16 protein-coding genes are annotated in these 15,929 nt (G+C 61.7%); 7 read left to right on the top strand and 9 right to left on the bottom strand.

Annotated elements, in window-relative coordinates; translation table 11 throughout:
• Positions 1 to 16 precede the first annotated feature (16 nt).
• A complete protein-coding gene (locus tag PWG15_RS21780) occupies positions 17 to 514 on the top strand; it encodes a hypothetical protein (RefSeq protein WP_275026063.1) in 498 nt (165 codons plus the stop codon).
• A gap of 120 nt (positions 515 to 634) precedes the next feature.
• On the opposite strand, the gene PWG15_RS21775 is transcribed toward PWG15_RS21780, so the two are convergent.
• From PWG15_RS21775 to PWG15_RS21750, 6 genes are all read right to left on the bottom strand, one after another.
• Positions 635 to 1,423, bottom strand: a complete 789-nt coding sequence (locus tag PWG15_RS21775; RefSeq protein WP_275026061.1) for an inositol monophosphatase family protein — start codon at positions 1,421 to 1,423, stop codon at positions 635 to 637.
• Positions 1,420 to 2,442 carry a sugar phosphate isomerase/epimerase family protein gene (locus PWG15_RS21770; RefSeq protein ID WP_275027145.1) on the bottom strand — a complete coding sequence of 341 codons (1,023 nt, stop codon included), beginning with the start codon at positions 2,440 to 2,442 and terminating at the stop codon, positions 1,420 to 1,422. Before PWG15_RS21770 ends, PWG15_RS21775 begins: the two co-directional genes overlap by 4 nt.
• Positions 2,443 to 2,490: 48 nt before the next feature.
• On the bottom strand, positions 2,491 to 3,546 hold the full coding sequence (locus PWG15_RS21765; protein WP_275026060.1) for an ABC transporter ATP-binding protein: 1,056 nt from the start codon (positions 3,544 to 3,546) through the stop codon (positions 2,491 to 2,493).
• Between the two features lie 2 nt (positions 3,547 to 3,548).
• Positions 3,549 to 4,337, bottom strand: a complete 789-nt coding sequence (locus tag PWG15_RS21760) for an ABC transporter permease (RefSeq protein ID WP_275026059.1) — start codon at positions 4,335 to 4,337, stop codon at positions 3,549 to 3,551.
• Positions 4,334 to 5,218, bottom strand: a complete 885-nt coding sequence (locus PWG15_RS21755; protein WP_275026058.1) for an ABC transporter permease — start codon at positions 5,216 to 5,218, stop codon at positions 4,334 to 4,336. The genes PWG15_RS21760 and PWG15_RS21755 overlap by 4 nt, the downstream gene beginning before the upstream one ends.
• A gap of 80 nt (positions 5,219 to 5,298) precedes the next feature.
• Positions 5,299 to 6,417 (bottom strand): ABC transporter substrate-binding protein, encoded by a 1,119-nt coding sequence (locus PWG15_RS21750; protein ID WP_275026057.1) that lies wholly within the window; start codon positions 6,415 to 6,417, stop codon positions 5,299 to 5,301.
• Positions 6,418 to 6,645: 228 nt separating this feature from the next.
• On the opposite strand from PWG15_RS21750, the gene PWG15_RS21745 reads away from it, so the two are divergent.
• The 5 genes from PWG15_RS21745 to PWG15_RS21725 all read left to right on the top strand — a co-directional run bounded on the left by PWG15_RS21745 (position 6,646) and on the right by PWG15_RS21725 (position 11,000).
• Positions 6,646 to 8,148 (top strand): MocR-like pyridoxine biosynthesis transcription factor PdxR, encoded by a 1,503-nt coding sequence (locus PWG15_RS21745; protein ID WP_275026056.1) that lies wholly within the window; start codon positions 6,646 to 6,648, stop codon positions 8,146 to 8,148.
• A 375-nt stretch (positions 8,149 to 8,523) separates the two neighbouring features.
• Entirely contained in the window at positions 8,524 to 9,447 is a 924-nt protein-coding gene (locus PWG15_RS21740; protein WP_275026055.1) for an AraC family transcriptional regulator, read from the top strand.
• Positions 9,448 to 9,768: 321 nt separating this feature from the next.
• Entirely contained in the window at positions 9,769 to 9,954 is a 186-nt protein-coding gene (locus tag PWG15_RS21735) for an excalibur calcium-binding domain-containing protein (RefSeq protein WP_275026054.1), read from the top strand.
• On the top strand, positions 9,951 to 10,280 hold the full coding sequence (locus PWG15_RS21730; protein ID WP_275026052.1) for a hypothetical protein: 330 nt from the start codon (positions 9,951 to 9,953) through the stop codon (positions 10,278 to 10,280). The genes PWG15_RS21735 and PWG15_RS21730 overlap by 4 nt, the downstream gene beginning before the upstream one ends.
• 159 nt (positions 10,281 to 10,439) lie before the next feature.
• Positions 10,440 to 11,000, top strand: coding sequence for an NADPH-dependent FMN reductase (locus PWG15_RS21725; protein WP_275027143.1), 561 nt, complete (start codon positions 10,440 to 10,442; stop codon positions 10,998 to 11,000).
• A 235-nt stretch (positions 11,001 to 11,235) separates the two neighbouring features.
• Here PWG15_RS21725 and PWG15_RS21720 read toward each other — a convergent pair whose 3' ends face one another.
• Positions 11,236 to 11,733 carry an Lrp/AsnC family transcriptional regulator gene (locus PWG15_RS21720; RefSeq protein WP_275026051.1) on the bottom strand — a complete coding sequence of 166 codons (498 nt, stop codon included), beginning with the start codon at positions 11,731 to 11,733 and terminating at the stop codon, positions 11,236 to 11,238.
• A gap of 126 nt (positions 11,734 to 11,859) precedes the next feature.
• Between PWG15_RS21720 and PWG15_RS21715 the strand changes: the two genes are divergently transcribed.
• Positions 11,860 to 14,262, top strand: coding sequence for a thiamine pyrophosphate-binding protein (locus PWG15_RS21715; protein WP_275026050.1), 2,403 nt, complete (start codon positions 11,860 to 11,862; stop codon positions 14,260 to 14,262).
• 60 nt (positions 14,263 to 14,322) lie between these two features.
• Here the strand turns inward: PWG15_RS21715 and PWG15_RS21710 are convergent, their stop codons facing one another.
• Together PWG15_RS21710 and PWG15_RS21705 are read right to left on the bottom strand one after the other, a co-directional pair.
• Positions 14,323 to 15,000, bottom strand: coding sequence for a phosphoribosylanthranilate isomerase (locus PWG15_RS21710; protein ID WP_275026049.1), 678 nt, complete (start codon positions 14,998 to 15,000; stop codon positions 14,323 to 14,325).
• 21 nt (positions 15,001 to 15,021) lie between these two features.
• Positions 15,022 to 15,876: a MurR/RpiR family transcriptional regulator gene (locus PWG15_RS21705; protein ID WP_275026048.1), complete on the bottom strand. Its 855-nt coding sequence runs from the start codon at positions 15,874 to 15,876 to the stop codon at positions 15,022 to 15,024.
• Between the last annotated feature and the right edge of the window lie 53 nt (positions 15,877 to 15,929).

Genomic DNA, 15,929 nt, shown 5'->3' with positions numbered 1-15,929 from the left:
TGCTTAGGGGATTTCCATGTTTTTGAACCGCATCGATTTGGACGATGCCATCAGGCGGTGGCGCGACATCATCTTGACGTCCTTGCCCTGGGACAGGCTCGGCGGCTACGTAGCACTGCGCAAGCATGACCTGACAATCGATCTTCATAACCTGGAGGAAGAAAGCGATCTTCTTGCCTTTGTGACGGACGGCGAAGCTATGATCGACAGGTTCCGTTTGGCCTACCCGTTCATCGTCACCTATGGAGGGAACCCCGGCTTCCCCCTGGAATATCTGGTCTGGCTTTCATTTCACATGCAGGCAAATTTCGAGCGGTTGGGCGCGCTTGAGATGAGCGCCTTTTATGCGGACGAAGACGACGGCACCGAAAGCATGGAAGCACTGGCGATGGGCTTCTCGGGGCAAGGCGATCTTGCAGACTTTATGGCGCGGTTCGATGGAAAGGACCTGAGCCTGGATCCGATGTTTGGTTACGAGGCATACATCTCTGAGGTGCGGGGACGAACCGAGTAAGGGCCCAAAGTCATCGCCTTTGTGAACCCCCTGGTCCCCTGTGCTTCTTTCACCGCCACGCGATCCGTCGCCTCGGTTGAAAGTTTTGCGACATCTCGGCCATGGCGCTTGGCGGGGGCATCAGTCTCTACGCAGAGCGTCCAACGCCACCCGATGGATTTCCTCATTCGCCGCCATTAGAACGGTGTCATATCGAGATGCATCGACAAGCGGCCGCCCATCCCAGTCGGACACGATCCCGCCCGCTGCTTCTATGATCGGGAGTTGCGGGAGTATGTCGTAGTCGAAGACGTTGCTTTCGAGGAGGAGATCAATGCCGCCGAGGGCCAGGAGGCCAGCTGCGTAACAATCGTGCGAGAAGCGAGTGAAGCGGACCTTTGCGGCGAGCGCTGCAAAGCGGCTGTGGCGCGTGTGGTCGAACTGCTCGAGGGCGGAGGTGTAGAGGATGGCTTCATCAAGCCGGGTTCTCTCGCTTGCGTGGATCGGCTCGCCGTTGAGCGTAGATACAGTGCCTGTACCAAGCCAGCGTTCGCCGGTGATCGGCTGGTTGATGAGCCCGAATACAGGTTTGCCCCGATGAAGCAACGCGATTTGCGTGCCGAAGGCTAGTGAGCCCGAGAGGAAGGATTTCGTTCCGTCGATCGGGTCCAGCACCCAGATCCAATCGGCGTCGGTCCGGCAGGCGCCGAATTCCTCGCCTCTTATGCCGTGTTCGGGGAATGCAGCTTCGATCATCCGACGCATGACCGCTTCTGCATCGCGATCGGCGATGGTGACAGGGCTGGCGTCAGCCTTCGCATCGACAGCGATCCGCTTGCGGAACCAGGGGCGGATCGTTTCGGCGGCAGCATCCGCCATCGCATGGGCGAGTGTCAGGAAGGTCGACGGGCAAGTGGCTTGGGCGTTCATCCCGCGGTCCTTTCGGCTTCTTGCGCGATATCTTCGAGCATGGTTCGGATCGTCTCCACCTGCCGGTGTGCTGCGGCCGTTTCCCGGCTCAGGCGCGCCGTGAGGTCGCCCGGCCCGAGATCGGTGAAGCTCGCCGTACGGGCGGGAATGAAGGGATCGGGCCCATCCGAGGGGCGGCGAAGGGCTGGGGCAAAGTAGCCCTCCTCCTCCTCCAGGCCGAAAGCGCGAACCTGCGGGCTGTCTTCACCGAGCAAAAGCAGATCCACGAACATCGCCCGCATCGGTAGGTGCCCCTCGCCCGAGATACAAGCCAGATGCGCCCAGCCGCCGCGATCCGGCTCGACGAGGCAGTCCTTGACATGAACCTCGGTGACGTATGGCGCCTGGATTGCGAGGGCCGGCATCGGCAATTCGTAAGCGTTGATCATATTGCCGAAGTCGAAGAGCAGACTGAGGCGCGGATTGGCGACGGCCCTGATGATGTGCACGAGTTCCTCCGATTTGAGGTCCTCATGCTGCTCCAGCGTATAGCGCAGCCGGCCTTGCGGATCGAAGGCAGCGAGACGTCGGAGATCGGCGATCGTCCGGGCGATGATCTGCGACACCCGCCCCTCGTAGCGCGGATAGCAGCGTAGAGAGGTCGCGCCCGTGACAAGCGCGATGCGTACGGCATCGGCAAGGTCGCATTCCTCCGTCGTGCTGGTCTCGACATGGAACTCCAGCCCGTGCGCTTGCAGATGCTTGGAGAAAGCGGCGAGCGCGTCGTCGTCCATGCGGCCGAGGCTGGCATGTTCCCCGTCGTCGACATGCAGCTTGAGGCCGGAAACGTGCTTTTCGGCAGCAAAATCCGCAAGATGCAGCGGCGTCATGCCGCCGAAGCGCATATTGAGATGAAAGGCATAGGCATGGACAAAGAGCGGCGCGGCGCGCGCCCGGGCGGCCAGCCGGACGCGGCTTGCCAAAGGCAGCGCCGTCACTTTCTCCCGCCAGTCGGGGGACGCTTCAGAGTCCCATGGCATTTCCGTCACGATGCGGGTTCCTCCGTTAGAATTGCACTGTTCCATCCTCTAAGCGGCAAGGACCAGAAGATCGCGATCCGAGATGCTGACCTCAACGGGCGCGCCGACGGCCGGCGGGGGCCGGTCGGGCTGGTTGAACGTATCGAGAGAAAGCAGCTGATTACCAACCGCTACGCGGATGCGGATTACCGAGCCGAGGAAATGCACGTCGGCGATGCGGCCTGCCAGGACGATGTTTCCCTCACCACGCCCCAGCGACACCGTCTCCGGCCGAACCGCCAGGCTGATGCGCTCCCCGGGCCGGCCGGGCAGCGCCCTGTCCAGAACCACGGGTCGCCCGCCCAGTCGGATGTGGCCAGAGGCCGCATCCACCAGATCCGCGTCAACCAGGTTCAGCGTGCCGACAAACTGCGCCACGAACCGCGTCGCCGGCCGATTGTAGATCTCGAACGGCGGGCCCACCTGATCGGCGACGCCCTGATGCATGACGACGACGCGGTCCGACATCGAGAGCGCCTCTTCCTGATCGTGCGTCACGAAGATGGTGGTGATGCCGAGCTCGCGCTGAATGCGGCGGATTTCTTCACGCAGGCTGATGCGGATCTTGGCATCCAGCGCCGAAAGGGGCTCATCGAGCAGCAGCACCTGCGGGCGCGGCGCGAGTGCGCGGGCGAGAGCCACACGCTGCTGCTGCCCTCCGGAGAGCTGGAAGGGGTAGCGGCTGCCGAGTTGTGGCAGGCCGATCAGGTCCAGCAGCTCGCCGACGCGGTTGCGGATCGCAGTCCTGCCCTCGCCCGCCACCTTGAGGCCGAAGCCTATGTTCTGCTCCACCGTTAAATTTGGGAAAAGCGCGTAGGCCTGAAAAACCATGCCGATATTGCGCCGGTTGGCCGGCAGCCCGGTCACATCGCGGCCGTCGATGCAAATGGCGCCTGATGTCGGCGTCTCGAAGCCGGCGACCATGCGCAAAACCGTTGTCTTGCCGCATCCGGACGGCCCGAGGAAGGAGACGAATTCGCCTTTCTCGATCTTGAGGTTGAAATCCTTGACGACACGCAGAGCACCGAAGGATTTTTCCAGATGAAGGATGTCGAGAAAGGCCATGATCAACGCCTCACGGTGGAGAATTTGGAAAATCGGGTGAAAAGCTGGATCAGCCCCATGCAGGCCCAGGTGATGGCAAAGGCGACCACCGCGAGCGCCGATGGTTCATAGGCTCGGTTGCCGCCCATCCAGACCATGTAGGGACCGAAGGAGCCGACATTGAGCAAGGCGGCAAAGACATATTCGCCGATGACGATCGCGAAGGTGAGGAAGGCTCCGGACAGAACCGAGACGAAGACGTTCGGCAGGATGACGATGGCGAGAATGCGCGCCCAGCCGGCCCCAAGGCTCTGTGCCGCTTCCGTGAGGCTAGCGATATCGATGGTGCGAAGACCCGTATCCACGGAGCGATACATGTAGGGCAGCGACAGCGTCGCATAGCCGAACAGAAGCAGGAGATTGGTACCCCACCAGCTTCCCGTCATCGGCAGGACCGAGGACGTATTGTAGATACGGATGTAGCCGAAGACTATGACGATCGGCGGAATGACCAGTGGCAGCAGCGTCAGGAACTCGACGATCGGTCGCAGCCCGGGAAAGCGCAGTCGCACGAAATAGGCGGTCGGAACCACGATCAGTATCCCGAGCACGATCGTCAACAGTGCCAACACCACCGAATAGCCGAAAGTCTGCTGGAACTGCGGGTCGGCCAGAACGACACGGTAGGCTTCGAAGCTGTAGCCATCGCGTTGCATGCGCATGGAAAAATCGAACATGCCGACGAGCGGAAGCAGGAAATAGAGCCCACCCATAGCGACGGCGAGCCAGGACCAGAGGCGCCTCTCGGTCATTTGACCCACCTTTCCGCGCGCATGCGCAAGAAGATGTAGATTGCATTTGCAATGGCGGTCAGCAGGATCATGGCAAAGGCGATGGCATAACCCAGATGCGGGTCGTTGAGCACGTCGCCACGGATCTGCGCGAAGAGAACGATGGGTGCGATCGAGAGCGACGAGCCGGTAAGCGCAATGGCCGTCGCAACCGCTCCGAAAGCATTCGCGAAAAGCAGCGCCAGCGTACCGAGCAGCGAGGGCCACAGCACCGGTAACGCCACCAGTCGCCAGTATTGAAAACCATTCGCGCCGAGACTTTCGGCCGCCTCGCGCCATTCGCGACGCAGTCCCTCCAGCGCGGGCGTAATGATCAACACCATCAGCGGAATCTGGAAGTAGAGGTAGGTGAGCGCCAGGCCGAGGAAGGAGACGATGTTGAAGCCGGCGCCATAGAGATTGATGCCGAACCAGTGGCGCAGCAGCATTGTCACGAAGCCGAGGCGACCGAGTGTCGCGATGAAGGCGAAGGCAAGCGGCACGCCGGCAAAATTCGAGGCGACGCCCGAGAACGTCAGGATTGCATTGCGCAGTGGGCGCGGGAGGCCGCCGACGGTGATGGCGGCGGCGATCAGGAAGCCAAAGAGACATCCAAGCGCCGCCGTCAGCAGGCTGAGCTCGATCGAAATCCAGAAGGCCGAACGTATCGAGGGCGCAAGCAGCTTGCCAAGATTTTCCAGTGTCACCTGCCCCTCGGCGTTGCGGAACGCGCCGAGCACGATGTTGAGTGTCGGCAGGATGAGGAACAACGTGGCAAAGAGGAAGAAGGGGGCAACCCCGAACCAGCTGAGTACCTGCCGCGGCTTGAACGCTGCCGGCAGGGATGCGACGCTTGTCGTCATCGGATTTGTCCCTGGAATAAGTTTCGCCGGAGGCGGGCGAGAGGCGTCGTGACGAACGCGCCTCTCGCCGACCGGGGGATTTACTTCACGTTGGCGCCGACCACCTTGTCCCAGCCCTCGACCACGGCGGTCTTGTTGGCGGAAAGTTCGTCGACGGTCGGGAAGATCGCCTTTTCGTAGGCTTCAGCCGGCGGCAACTTGTCGAGCAGCTCCTGCGGGAACTTGCCGGCCTTCAGCATGGCGTTGAAGCGTGCCGGGTGGCAGTAACCCTTCAGCCAGCCGGTCTGGCCCTCGTCGGAGTAGAGATATTCCATCCAGAGTTTGGCGGCGTTCGGATGCGGCGCATAGGCCGAGATCGCCTGTACGTAGACGCCGGCGACGACACCGCTAGCCGGCACGACGACGTCCATCGGCGGATTGCCTTTCAACGCATCGCGCCAGGCCAGCAGATTGTAGTCCCAGGCAGCGACGATCGGCGTTTGCCCCTGTGCGATCGTGCCGGCCTTGCCGAGCACCGGCACGAAATTGCCGGACTTGTTCAGTTCCGCAAAGAGTTCCAGGCCCTTGCCGCCCGATTCCGTTCCAGGCTTGGCGCCGCGCGAGATGCCTGCCGACATCAACGCCAGGATCGCCTGTGCCGAGGATCGCGGGTCGCCGGTGAGCGCGACGGCGCCGGAGTATTCCGACTTCGAAAGATCCGACCAGTCAGCGGGTGCGGCCTCCAGCAGGTCCTTGTTCACGCCGAAAGCCATGACGCCGTAATAGTCGCCGTACCAGTAACCGCTCTCGTCCTTGATATTGGCCGGGATCTCGTCCCAGGTCGCCACCTTGTAGGGCTGGAGAAGGCCTTCCTTGGCGGCGGCCGGCGCGAAGGCCAAGCCGAGATCGACGACGTCGGGTGCCTGCGAGCCCATGTTGCCCTTGTTTGCCCGAATTGCTTCCAGTTCGTCGGCGGTACCGGCATCGGGGTTCAGCTCGTTGATTTCGATGCCCGGGTATTTCGCCTTGAAGCCGGCGATGACCTCGCCGTAGTTGCACCAGTCGTGCGGCAGCGCGATGACCGTCAGCATACCTTCCTTCGTGGCGGCTGCGACCAGCTCTTCCGCAGCATCGGCGCGGGCAATGCCCGGCAGCGCGGCCGTCAAGGCGAGCGTGGAGACGAAGGCGCGGCTCAGTGCGCGCGATACGAGCTTCTTCATGAATTCCTCCTGTTGACCGTCGACGACGGATCGTGGGCGATAGCTGCTGTTCTGTCCTTGCATCCGGTCGTCGGCAGCGCGCCTGTCCCGGTTCCCCCGCACCTTGTCTGCGTCCTGCTGAGGGCTGCGTCGGTGCGTTTTCGTTTAGGGACAGCATGTAACAATTGGACGACGAAGAAACGTCCATTATGGTGCAATTGACTGTACCAATCTGAGGGAGATGCACAGGTGGTCAAGCAGCTTGAAGGACCGATCCTGCCTTTCCTTCGCCTCGACGCCACGATCGCCCTGCCGAAGTTTCGCCAGGTGCAGGACCAATTGCGGATGGCGATCCTCAAAGGGCATCTGCGCTCGGGAACACGGCTCCCTGCAAGTCGCATCCTTGCCGAGGAGTTGGGGTTGTCGCGCCAAACCTTGGTGCGGGTTCTCGAGAACCTGAAGGCGGAGGGCTATCTGGAAGCACGGCAGGGAGCCGGTACTTTCGTGTCGGCCGCCTTGCCGCGCCAATCGGCGAAACACCGCTCCAAGCAAATCCGGCGAGATGCCGGGGAAATTGCGCCGCCGCGGCTGTCGCGCATCGGCGACCTGTCACACCTCATGTCAGCCGATATCGGCCAGATGGAAGACAGGTCCTTCCTTCCCAACCGTCCGGCACTCGACCGTTTTCCTTTCGCTGTCTGGCGCAAATGCTGGAACGCGGCAACGCGCGGTGGCAAGGCGGTGGCCATGGGCTACGGCGACGTTGCTGGCGAACTGGTTCTGCGGCAGAGGATCGCCGAATATCTTGCCCTGCATCGGCGTGATCCTTGCGATCCCGAGCAGATCGTCATTACGCCCGGCGGACATGCCGCTTTCACGCTTGCAGCCCTGGCGCTTGCCGATCCTGGCGATGGGATATGGTTCGAAGATCCGGGGCCTGTGACCACCAGCAATCTGTTCCGCACACTTGGACTGCGGCTGTGTCCAGCCGCTGTCGATGCCGAAGGTATGGATGTCGAAGGCGCCATGGCTCGCTATCCGGATGCGCGGCTCGCCTTCGTCATGCCGTCGCGTCACCATCCGCTCGGCATCACCCTGTCGCTGCCACGCCGGCTTGCCCTGCTCGAATGGGCGCGCGCGAACGATACATGGATCATCGAGGACGACTACGACAGCGAATTCCGCTACGACGGCGCGCCACTGCCTTCCATGCGCTCCATCGACGGCAACGACCGGGTAATCTACGCAGGCAGCTTCAGCAAGGCGCTCTATCCGGGAATTCGCATCGGCTATCTCGTCCTGCCGCCGCAACTCGTCGGGACCTTTCGCACGCTCTCGGGATTGATCCATCGCAGCGCGCCAGTGGAAACCCAGCTCGCGCTCGCCGAATTCATCGGCGGCGGTCATTTTGCCAGCCATCTGCGCCGCATGCGCAGCCTTTACGCCGAACGCCGCGAGGCCTTCATCCAAGCCGGGCGGGACGCTCTTGCCGGACTTGCCCGCATCGACTGCTCCGAAAGCGGGCTCAACGCGCTCGCCTGGCTGGAGGACGGTAGAGACGACCGGGCCTCGCACCGCGCAGTGTTCGATGCGGGGCTGCAATGTTATCCGCTGTCCGACTACACAATCGCCACTCGTCAGGCGGATGCGCTCATTCTTGGCTATGCCGGCGTTCCGGCAGATCGGATGAGGCCTCTCTTACTCCGGCTGGCCGATGCGATCGCCCGAACGCAACGGCAGATCGGGAAATGAGGCCGCCGAGGACCCTTTCAACCGGGAGGACCGCGACAACGCGACAGAGGCCGGCATCAAGACTGGCTGCTTGTGTGCATTGGCCAGAGCGCGAAACGGCCGCAGCGATCGCCGGCAAGCCGCGCGATATGCTCCAAGCAGATGGACCTTCGTCGCGCCCCCCGTGATCCGCCACTCACTTGCGTCATGCTGCCAAGCGGATCATAGTTCCGTCGGGAGTTTGGCTGTAGGCAGACGGTGGCTACTCATCGCGATGGTAAAATCGGTCGAAGCCTGGCGGGTGTCCCTACGGCGGCAGGCCTAAGCGCGCGTCTTGCTCTCGCATATCTTACAAGACGAGGAATAGATCCTGCGCCATTGTTGCGGCAATGTGGCTTGTCTGGGCTTGATCTTGCCAATCGAAAACGCATCAACACGAGTTCCCAGATCAAGTTCCTGGGCAAGGTTTCGCGCGCCTGTGGGGATGACTGGCTCGGTCTCACCTTGGCGAAGGATTTCGACCTTCGTGAAATGGGTGTGCTTTTCTACGCAGCGGCTTCCTCAAGTCGGCTCGGCGATGCCCTCCTGCGGATTGAACGATACGCTCGCGTGGCGAACGAGGCGCTCACTATTCAAATAGCAAGGGTGCCGAATTGCCATATCGGGTTTGGCTACACTGGCACTCCGAGGCAATTGAACCGCCACCAGATTGAATTCACTGTACTGGTGCTCTTGCGACTCTGCCGAGAGATCGTCGGTCAAAGCCTTGCGCCGCTGAGAGTGAGTTTTGTTCACCACCGATCAGGCGATTTGCGAAACATACGCGAGCTGTTGGGGTGTGATGTTGAGTTCGACGCGTATGCCGACGAACTGGAGTTCGACGCGGCAGCCGCGGATCTTCCACTAGCCGGGGACGACCAATTTCTCAACGAACTCATGGTGCAAATGTGCGAGGATGCAATCTCGATCCGCGCCACAAACGCAAGTACGTTGCGTACCCTTGTCGAGAACACCGTTGCCCCGCTCCTTCCACATGCCGAGGCGACGGCCAAGACTGTAGCGCGGCGGCTTGGGCTGAGTGAGCGGAGTTTGGCCCGACGGCTGGCAGACGAAGAACTCAGCTTTGGGGAAATTCTCGATGAACTGCGCCGGGATCTGGCGGTGCGCTATTTGGAAGAAGAGCACCTGCAAGCTTCGCAAATCGCGTGGCTTCTTGGATTTCACCAGCCAAGCTCATTTACCCATGCATTCCGCCGCTGGACAGGTAAGAGCCCTTCGGAGTTTAGAATTTCACGCGGTTCTTTCAGTGCGGCAAGATGACGAGATGTTTGTACCCGCAGCATTCAACCTGACCGAACTTGTTTTCCGCTGCCAATCTTTTGTCATTGGCTGCCAAGGTTCCCGAAGCGGTTATCGCGCTCTTGCGGTGGCAAGCCCTTTTCGTGATTCAGGCACTGCGGCGAAGTAAGGGCGTGCCGAAAACTCTTGTAGAAATATGTTGTGCGGAAGGTAAGTCCTGGCCCGGAGCTCGTGACGTTGAGGCTGATGACAGATCACCGCCAACGATCGGCGGCGCCAACATCCGCGCGGCCATAACATTAAAAAAGGCCCGACGAAGCGCCGCCGCCGAGTGAGAGATCCATGAACAAGACAACTGCGGCATGCGCCGTGCCGATCGCGGCAACGGTCGCCGACACAGGCGCGAAAGACAGCGCCTTATTCGCTGAAGTCAAGGATACGTGGCGGATCACGGCGCACCCCGGCTATTCGCCGAGGCTCGACCGCGATGGCGACGGTGTCGCTTGCGAACGAGGGAAAGGGAAATGACTAACATAGTCCAGTTCCCGCCCCCACAGCGCGACAAGGATAGCGAAGCGGAGGTCGCTGCCGGCTTGAGGAGAATGATCAAAGACCTCGAGACAATGGCAATCAGGATCAATTTCGGACTGATCAACAGCAACCTTCACGCCGACGACTTGGAGGCCGCCAGGAAGATGCGTGATCAGTTTATGCCCGTCATTGCCGAACTGAAGACGATCGCTTGGGATCCGAGATGGACGGATGTTTCACACGATGCCACCGCACGTCACCAAGATCTCGTGCTGTTGATGCAGCGTGCTGAGGCGACAGTAGCCGCACAATCGCTGGCCTGATTTCGTGCAGGCGCGCTTGCATTTTTGCACGCAAGAATCGGGCAGCAGCGAGAGCGACGGTTCGTGAGTCGAATTGAACACGGGCTCACCTTTCGGTTGGGACGCAACTCGCTGGTGTGGACCGCTTGCCGGATAGCGATATTCCACTATCCTTTGGGCATGAAGGTACTAGCGATTTCAGGCAGCACGCGTCAGCTATCCACCAATACGGCCTTGCTAAGGGCTTTCCAGGCCCTGGCACCGGCCGATATAGAACTTGATGTCTTTGACCGGATCGGTGAGTTCCCTGTCTTTTCCCCTGACCTTGAGGGCCTGCATACCCCAGATAGCGTCATCCGGTTCATCGAGAAAATTTCCGTGAGTGATGGGCTGATCATTTCCAGCCCTGAATATGTTCGCAGCATTCCCGGCGGCCTTAAAAACGCGATCGACTGGCTTGTCTCCGGTGAGGCGGTGATCGGAAAACCGATAGCCCTCGTCCACGCTTCACACAGAGGCGAGGACATGCTGGCAGCGCTGCGAACGGTGCTTTCGACCGTAAGCTCAAATTTCTCGGAGAGTATCTTCTTTCGGCTTCCGGTGATGAAGCAGACGCCTGATTCAATCAGAGAAAGCCTCATGACATCGGCAAATCGACCCGCGGCGGAGAAATTCCTGAAGGACTTTGCGGCGTTCTGCCGGAGCCAAAAGAGCGAGGCCGCAAACGCTATTGCCATTTAATGGTGGCGTGAATGGCGGCATCGCGCATCGTGCGGAAGCTGTTCAACCCGAGCGCCGCCAGAAAAGAGCTCCTTCCAAGCGCACAAACCCTCCTAGACCAACAGGACGCGCTTGTTGACGAGATGCGCAGCGGAAGGGTCGCGTGGAAGACTACGGCGAACGGTGTCTGTCCGGCTCAATACGGGGGATCGACGGCTCGGCCTCGCGCGCCAAAAGGCATCAAGCAAATCGGATCTCAAGCACTCTTGCCCTTGAGATGCTCGGTCGGTAGCGCCGTCGTGTACTTGATCTGGCTCAGTGCAAAGCTGGACCGGATATTGGCGACACCGGGAATGAGCGTCAGGAAATCGACGACCAGCGCCTGGAATTTCGCAAGGTCCTCGACGACGACGCGCAACATGTAATCCGCCTCGCCGGTCATCAGATAGCACTCGACGATTTCCGGTTTGGTGCGGATCGCCGCGTTGAAGATGTCGAGGGATTGTCGGTCCTGCTGCTTCAGCGAGACCTGCACGAAGACGTTGACCGCAAGGCCAAGCGAGGGGGCATCGACCAGCGCCACCGTGCCCTTGATGACGCCGCTTTCCTTGAGATCATTGACGCGCCGCCAACAGGGAGAGGCGGAAAGGCCGGTCGCTTCCGCCAGTTCCGAAATACTCCGTTCGGCGTTTTGCTGAAGGAGATCAAGGATACGGATGGTGGCGGAATCCAGAGAAGGTTTCGACTGAGACATGATTGACCTGAGAATTCCACCCTAGAGGTTAGATCTTTCGCATTTCGAGAAAAATCCGTCAACTTAGGTCAGATTTGCCGACAGGGCCGGGCTAGCCTGTCGATTGGAGCATGAGGGAGGATATTCATGACGGAACCGGCTTTGACGCCCGAACGCTTGGCGCATCTCAAAAGCCTGGAGCGGCAGGTCCTGTGGCACGCCTGCTGGATGATCCACAACGCCAATCACCTGCGCGAGAAGGGCGAGGTGAAGGTCGGCGGGCATCAGGCCTCCTCGGCGTCGCTCGCCTCGATCCTGACGGCACTCTATTTCCATGTGCTGCGGCCGGAAGACCGCGTGGCGGTAAAACCGCATGCCTCGCCGGTCTTCCATGGCATCCAGTATGTCATGGGCAACCAGACCAGGGAGAAGCTGGAGAATTTCCGCGGCTTTGGCGGCGCGCAATCCTATCCAAGCCGCACCAAAGACATCGACGACGTCGATTTTTCCACGGGCTCCGTCGGCCTCGGCGTCGCCATCACCGCCTTCGCCTCGATCATTCAGGACTATATCGCCGCCAAGGACTGGTCGAAGCGTCCGCAAGGCCGGATGATCGCGCTGGTCGGCGACGCGGAGCTCGACGAAGGCAACATCTACGAATGCCTGCAGGAAGGCTGGAAACACGACCTGCGCAATACCTGGTGGGTGATCGACTATAACAGACAGAGCCTCGACGGCGTCGTGCGCGAGGGGCTTTGGCAGCGCATCGAGGGCATCTTCACCGCCTTTGGCTGGGATGTGAAGGTGCTGAAATACGGCGCGCTACAGGAGGCCGCCTTCCGCGAACCCGGCGGCGAAGCGCTGCGAGGCTGGATCGACCGCTGTCCCAACCAGCTCTATTCGGCGCTGACCTTTCAGGGGGGCGCTGCCTGGCGCAAACGGCTGGCCGACGAGATCGGCGGCGAACCGGGCGTCGCTGACCTTCTCGCCGCTCGCAGCGACGACGCGCTTTCCGACCTGATGAACAATCTCGGCGGCCATTGTCTGGAAACACTGATCCGTACCTTCGAAAGCATCGACCATGACCGGCCGACCGTCTTTCTCGCCTATACGATCAAGGGGTGGGGCACGCCGCTCGCCGGCCACAAGGACAACCATGCCGGCCTGATGACCAAGGCGCAGATGGAAGCGTTCCAGACACGCATCGGCGTCAAGCCTGGCACGGAATGGGCGACGTTCAGCGCGATCCCCTCGCCGGCTCCGGTCAAGGATTTCCTGAAGACCGTACCGTTCTTCGCCGAGGGTGCCCGGCGCTTCACCTCGCCTGCCGTGGCCTCGGCAGGTCCTGTCTTCCTAGACGATCGTGAACTGTCGACTCAGGCCGGCTTCGGCAAGATCCTCGATGCCCTTGCCAAGCGGGATGACGCGCTGTCCGCCCGCATCGTTACCACAGCGCCCGACGTCACCGTCTCGACCAATCTCGGCCCCTGGGTCAACCGCCGCGGCCTGTTCGCCCGTGAAAAGCTCGCCGATACGTTCCGCGACGAGCGGGTGCCCTCGGCGCAGAAATGGGAGTTCGGCCCATCCGGCCAGCATATCGAACTTGGCATTGCCGAAATGAACCTCTTCCTGTTGCTCGGCGCCGCGGGCCTTTCCCATTCGCTGTTCGGCGAGCGGCTCATCCCCATCGGCACCGTCTACGATCCCTTCGTCGCCCGCGGCCTCGATGCATTGAATTACGCCTGCTATCAGGATGCGCGGTTCATGATCGTCGGCACGCCCTCGGGTGTGACGCTGGCGCCGGAGGGTGGCGCGCATCAGTCGATCGGCTCGCAGCTCATCGGCATGAGCCAGGATGGTCTTGCAAGCTTCGAGCCCGCCTTCCTCGACGAACTCTCCGTCATCATGGACTGGTCCTTCGACTATATGCAGCGCGACGGCGATGGGACGCATGACACACGCACCTGGCTGCGTGATCAGACCGGCGGCTCAGTCTATCTGCGCCTGACGACACGACCGCTGGAGCAGATCGCACTCCGGCGTGAAGATCCCATCTTCCGGCAAGGAGTCATCGACGGCGCCTACTGGCTGCGCGCGCCATCCGCCCGCACCCGTATCGTGCTCGCCTATCAGGGGTGTATCGCGCCGGAAGTGCTGATGGCCGCCGGGCGGCTTGCCGAGCGCCACGGCGACATCGCAGTCCTCGCCGTCACCTCGGCCGACCGGCTGAATGCCGGCTGGACCGCGGCACAACGCGCCCGCCGCCACGGCAACGGAGCGGCCCGGAGCCATGTCGAGGCGCTGCTGGGCACCGTGCCACAAACGGCAAACCTCATCACCGTCACGGACGGGCATCCGGCGACGCTCGGCTGGCTGGGCTCGGTGGAGGGGCATCGCACGATATCGCTCGGCGTCGAGCATTTCGGCCAGACCGGCACGATCGCCGATCTCTATGCCCATTTCGGCATCGACACGCAGGCCATCATGGAAGCCGCGGATTCCTTTACCCGCACTGGCGCCGCCTGGCCCATGCGGGCAAGCATAGCCTGAGGCTGGACGGAAAGACGCGGGCGGAAGGGCGGCGCGACGTGCTCGCCCCTCCCAGCGTGCTTAAGCCGCCCTTGCCGCTTTCACGAAGGCGGCGATCTTGTCGATGTCCTTGCGGAAGCCGCCTTCCGGCAGCGGCTTGTTGGTATGCGTCAGCGAATCCACCGCCCAGGGCTGCACCGCGGCGATGGCTGCCGCGACGTTGTCCGGGCCGAGGCCGCCGGCAAGGATCACCGGCAGCTTGCTGCGCTTGACGATTTCGCGGCTCAGCGACCAGTCATGCGTGACACCCGCCGCGCCGATGCCGCCGATATGGGCCGCAACCGAATCGAGAATGAAAATGTCCGAATAGGGCTCGAAGGCAGCCGCATGGTCGAGCGCCTGCGGCCCCGTCATCGGAATGGCCTGCAGGACACGCAGTTGCGGATAGAGCGGCAGGAGCCTCTCGCGCAGCACCCTCACCTGCTCTGGCGTCACCAGCGAGATATTGCCGCAAAGATGCAGCACGTCCGGCTGGACCGCGGCAACCATGTCGGCAATGGCGTCGAGGTCGCTTTCAACCGACAGAGCAACCCGCTGCGCCTTGCCCTTGAGCGCATCCGCGATCTCGCGGGCCGTTGCAAAGTCGATCTCCCCTGGCAGGCCACGATTGGACGGGGTCAGGCCGAGATAGTCGACGCCCGCAGCGGCAGCGGCGAGGGCCTCGGAAACGGTCTGCATGGTATAGATCTGGACTTTCACGGCACTACCTGTGTCTGAGTACTAGATGGATTTTGGCAGGATGGCGTTGACCATCCGCTCTTCGGTGAGTTGCGCCCGTTCGGCATTGCGCGCCACAAGCGCCGAATAAAGCGCGTCGATCAGCGCCATCTGCGCGATCTGGGCGGCCATCGGCTCGCTACCCTGCTCATGCGAAACGCTGACGAGCACGACATCGGCAAGGCGCGCCAGCGGCGATGCGCTGTTGCCGGTGATACAGAGCGTCGCCGCCCCGCGGGACCTGGCTTCCTGCAGCACGAGGACCGGGTCGCTGGTTATTCCCGAATAGGAAATTGCGACGACGAGATCATCAGGTCCGGTCAGTGCCGAATGCATGATCTGAAGCTGTGAATCGACCGGCGCATCGCAGCGCAGGCCAAGACGGATGCAGCGCTGGTAAAAGGCTTGCGCGACGATGCCGGACCCGCCGACGCCGCCGACGACGATGTGTCGTGCGCCTGCAATCAGATCGAGCGCCTTGGCAAAGGCCCCTTCGTTGAGCACGCCCTGCGTATCGCTGATCGCCTGCGCCACTGCGCGAAAGAGGCGGTTCGCCGCATGGAGATCGCTCGCTTCCGGATCGCTCGCCGCCTCGGCACGGCCACCGCGCGGCTCCTGCGCCAGCGCGAATTTCAGGTCAGTAAAGCCTTCGAAACCGGCTGTACGACACATGCGCAAAACCGTTGTGTCGCTGACATCGGTCGCCTGGGCGATCGCCGACATGGAGTTGCGGATCGTCGCCTCGACATTTTCGAGAACCCACAAAGCGACGCGGCGCTCCGAATCCGACAGCTTCGGCAGGACGCTGCGCAACCGGCTGCTGGCCGGACCTGGGGTAGCGCGCGGATCGACACTCATGAACGGTTCTCTCGCTGGCAAACGCTTTCGTAAACGAAGCTAACATGGTCATG

The sequence above is a fragment of the Ensifer adhaerens genome (genome assembly GCF_028993555.1).
Classification (GTDB): Bacteria; Pseudomonadota; Alphaproteobacteria; order Rhizobiales; family Rhizobiaceae; genus Ensifer; species Ensifer adhaerens_I.
The sequence above is the reverse complement of the archived record's forward strand: the minus strand, read 5'-3'. Positions and strand labels throughout refer to the sequence as shown.

What these genes read in the sequence shown, in the direction of transcription:
- PWG15_RS21780 (WP_275026063.1), top strand. Translation starts at nt 17, where the DNA reads ATGTTTTTGAACCGCATCGATTTGGACGATGCCATCAGGCGGTGGCGC.
- PWG15_RS21775 (WP_275026061.1), bottom strand. Translation starts at nt 1,423, where the DNA reads ATGAACGCCCAAGCCACTTGCCCGTCGACCTTCCTGACACTCGCCCAT.
- PWG15_RS21770 (WP_275027145.1), bottom strand. Translation starts at nt 2,442, where the DNA reads ATGCCATGGGACTCTGAAGCGTCCCCCGACTGGCGGGAGAAAGTGACG.
- PWG15_RS21765 (WP_275026060.1), bottom strand. Translation starts at nt 3,546, where the DNA reads ATGGCCTTTCTCGACATCCTTCATCTGGAAAAATCCTTCGGTGCTCTG.
- PWG15_RS21760 (WP_275026059.1), bottom strand. Translation starts at nt 4,337, where the DNA reads ATGACCGAGAGGCGCCTCTGGTCCTGGCTCGCCGTCGCTATGGGTGGG.
- PWG15_RS21755 (WP_275026058.1), bottom strand. Translation starts at nt 5,218, where the DNA reads ATGACGACAAGCGTCGCATCCCTGCCGGCAGCGTTCAAGCCGCGGCAG.
- PWG15_RS21750 (WP_275026057.1), bottom strand. Translation starts at nt 6,417, where the DNA reads ATGAAGAAGCTCGTATCGCGCGCACTGAGCCGCGCCTTCGTCTCCACG.
- PWG15_RS21735 (WP_275026054.1), top strand. Translation starts at nt 9,769, where the DNA reads ATGAACAAGACAACTGCGGCATGCGCCGTGCCGATCGCGGCAACGGTC.
- PWG15_RS21730 (WP_275026052.1), top strand. Translation starts at nt 9,951, where the DNA reads ATGACTAACATAGTCCAGTTCCCGCCCCCACAGCGCGACAAGGATAGC.
- PWG15_RS21725 (WP_275027143.1), top strand. Translation starts at nt 10,440, where the DNA reads ATGAAGGTACTAGCGATTTCAGGCAGCACGCGTCAGCTATCCACCAAT.
- PWG15_RS21720 (WP_275026051.1), bottom strand. Translation starts at nt 11,733, where the DNA reads ATGTCTCAGTCGAAACCTTCTCTGGATTCCGCCACCATCCGTATCCTT.
- PWG15_RS21715 (WP_275026050.1), top strand. Translation starts at nt 11,860, where the DNA reads ATGACGGAACCGGCTTTGACGCCCGAACGCTTGGCGCATCTCAAAAGC.
- PWG15_RS21705 (WP_275026048.1), bottom strand. Translation starts at nt 15,876, where the DNA reads ATGAGTGTCGATCCGCGCGCTACCCCAGGTCCGGCCAGCAGCCGGTTG.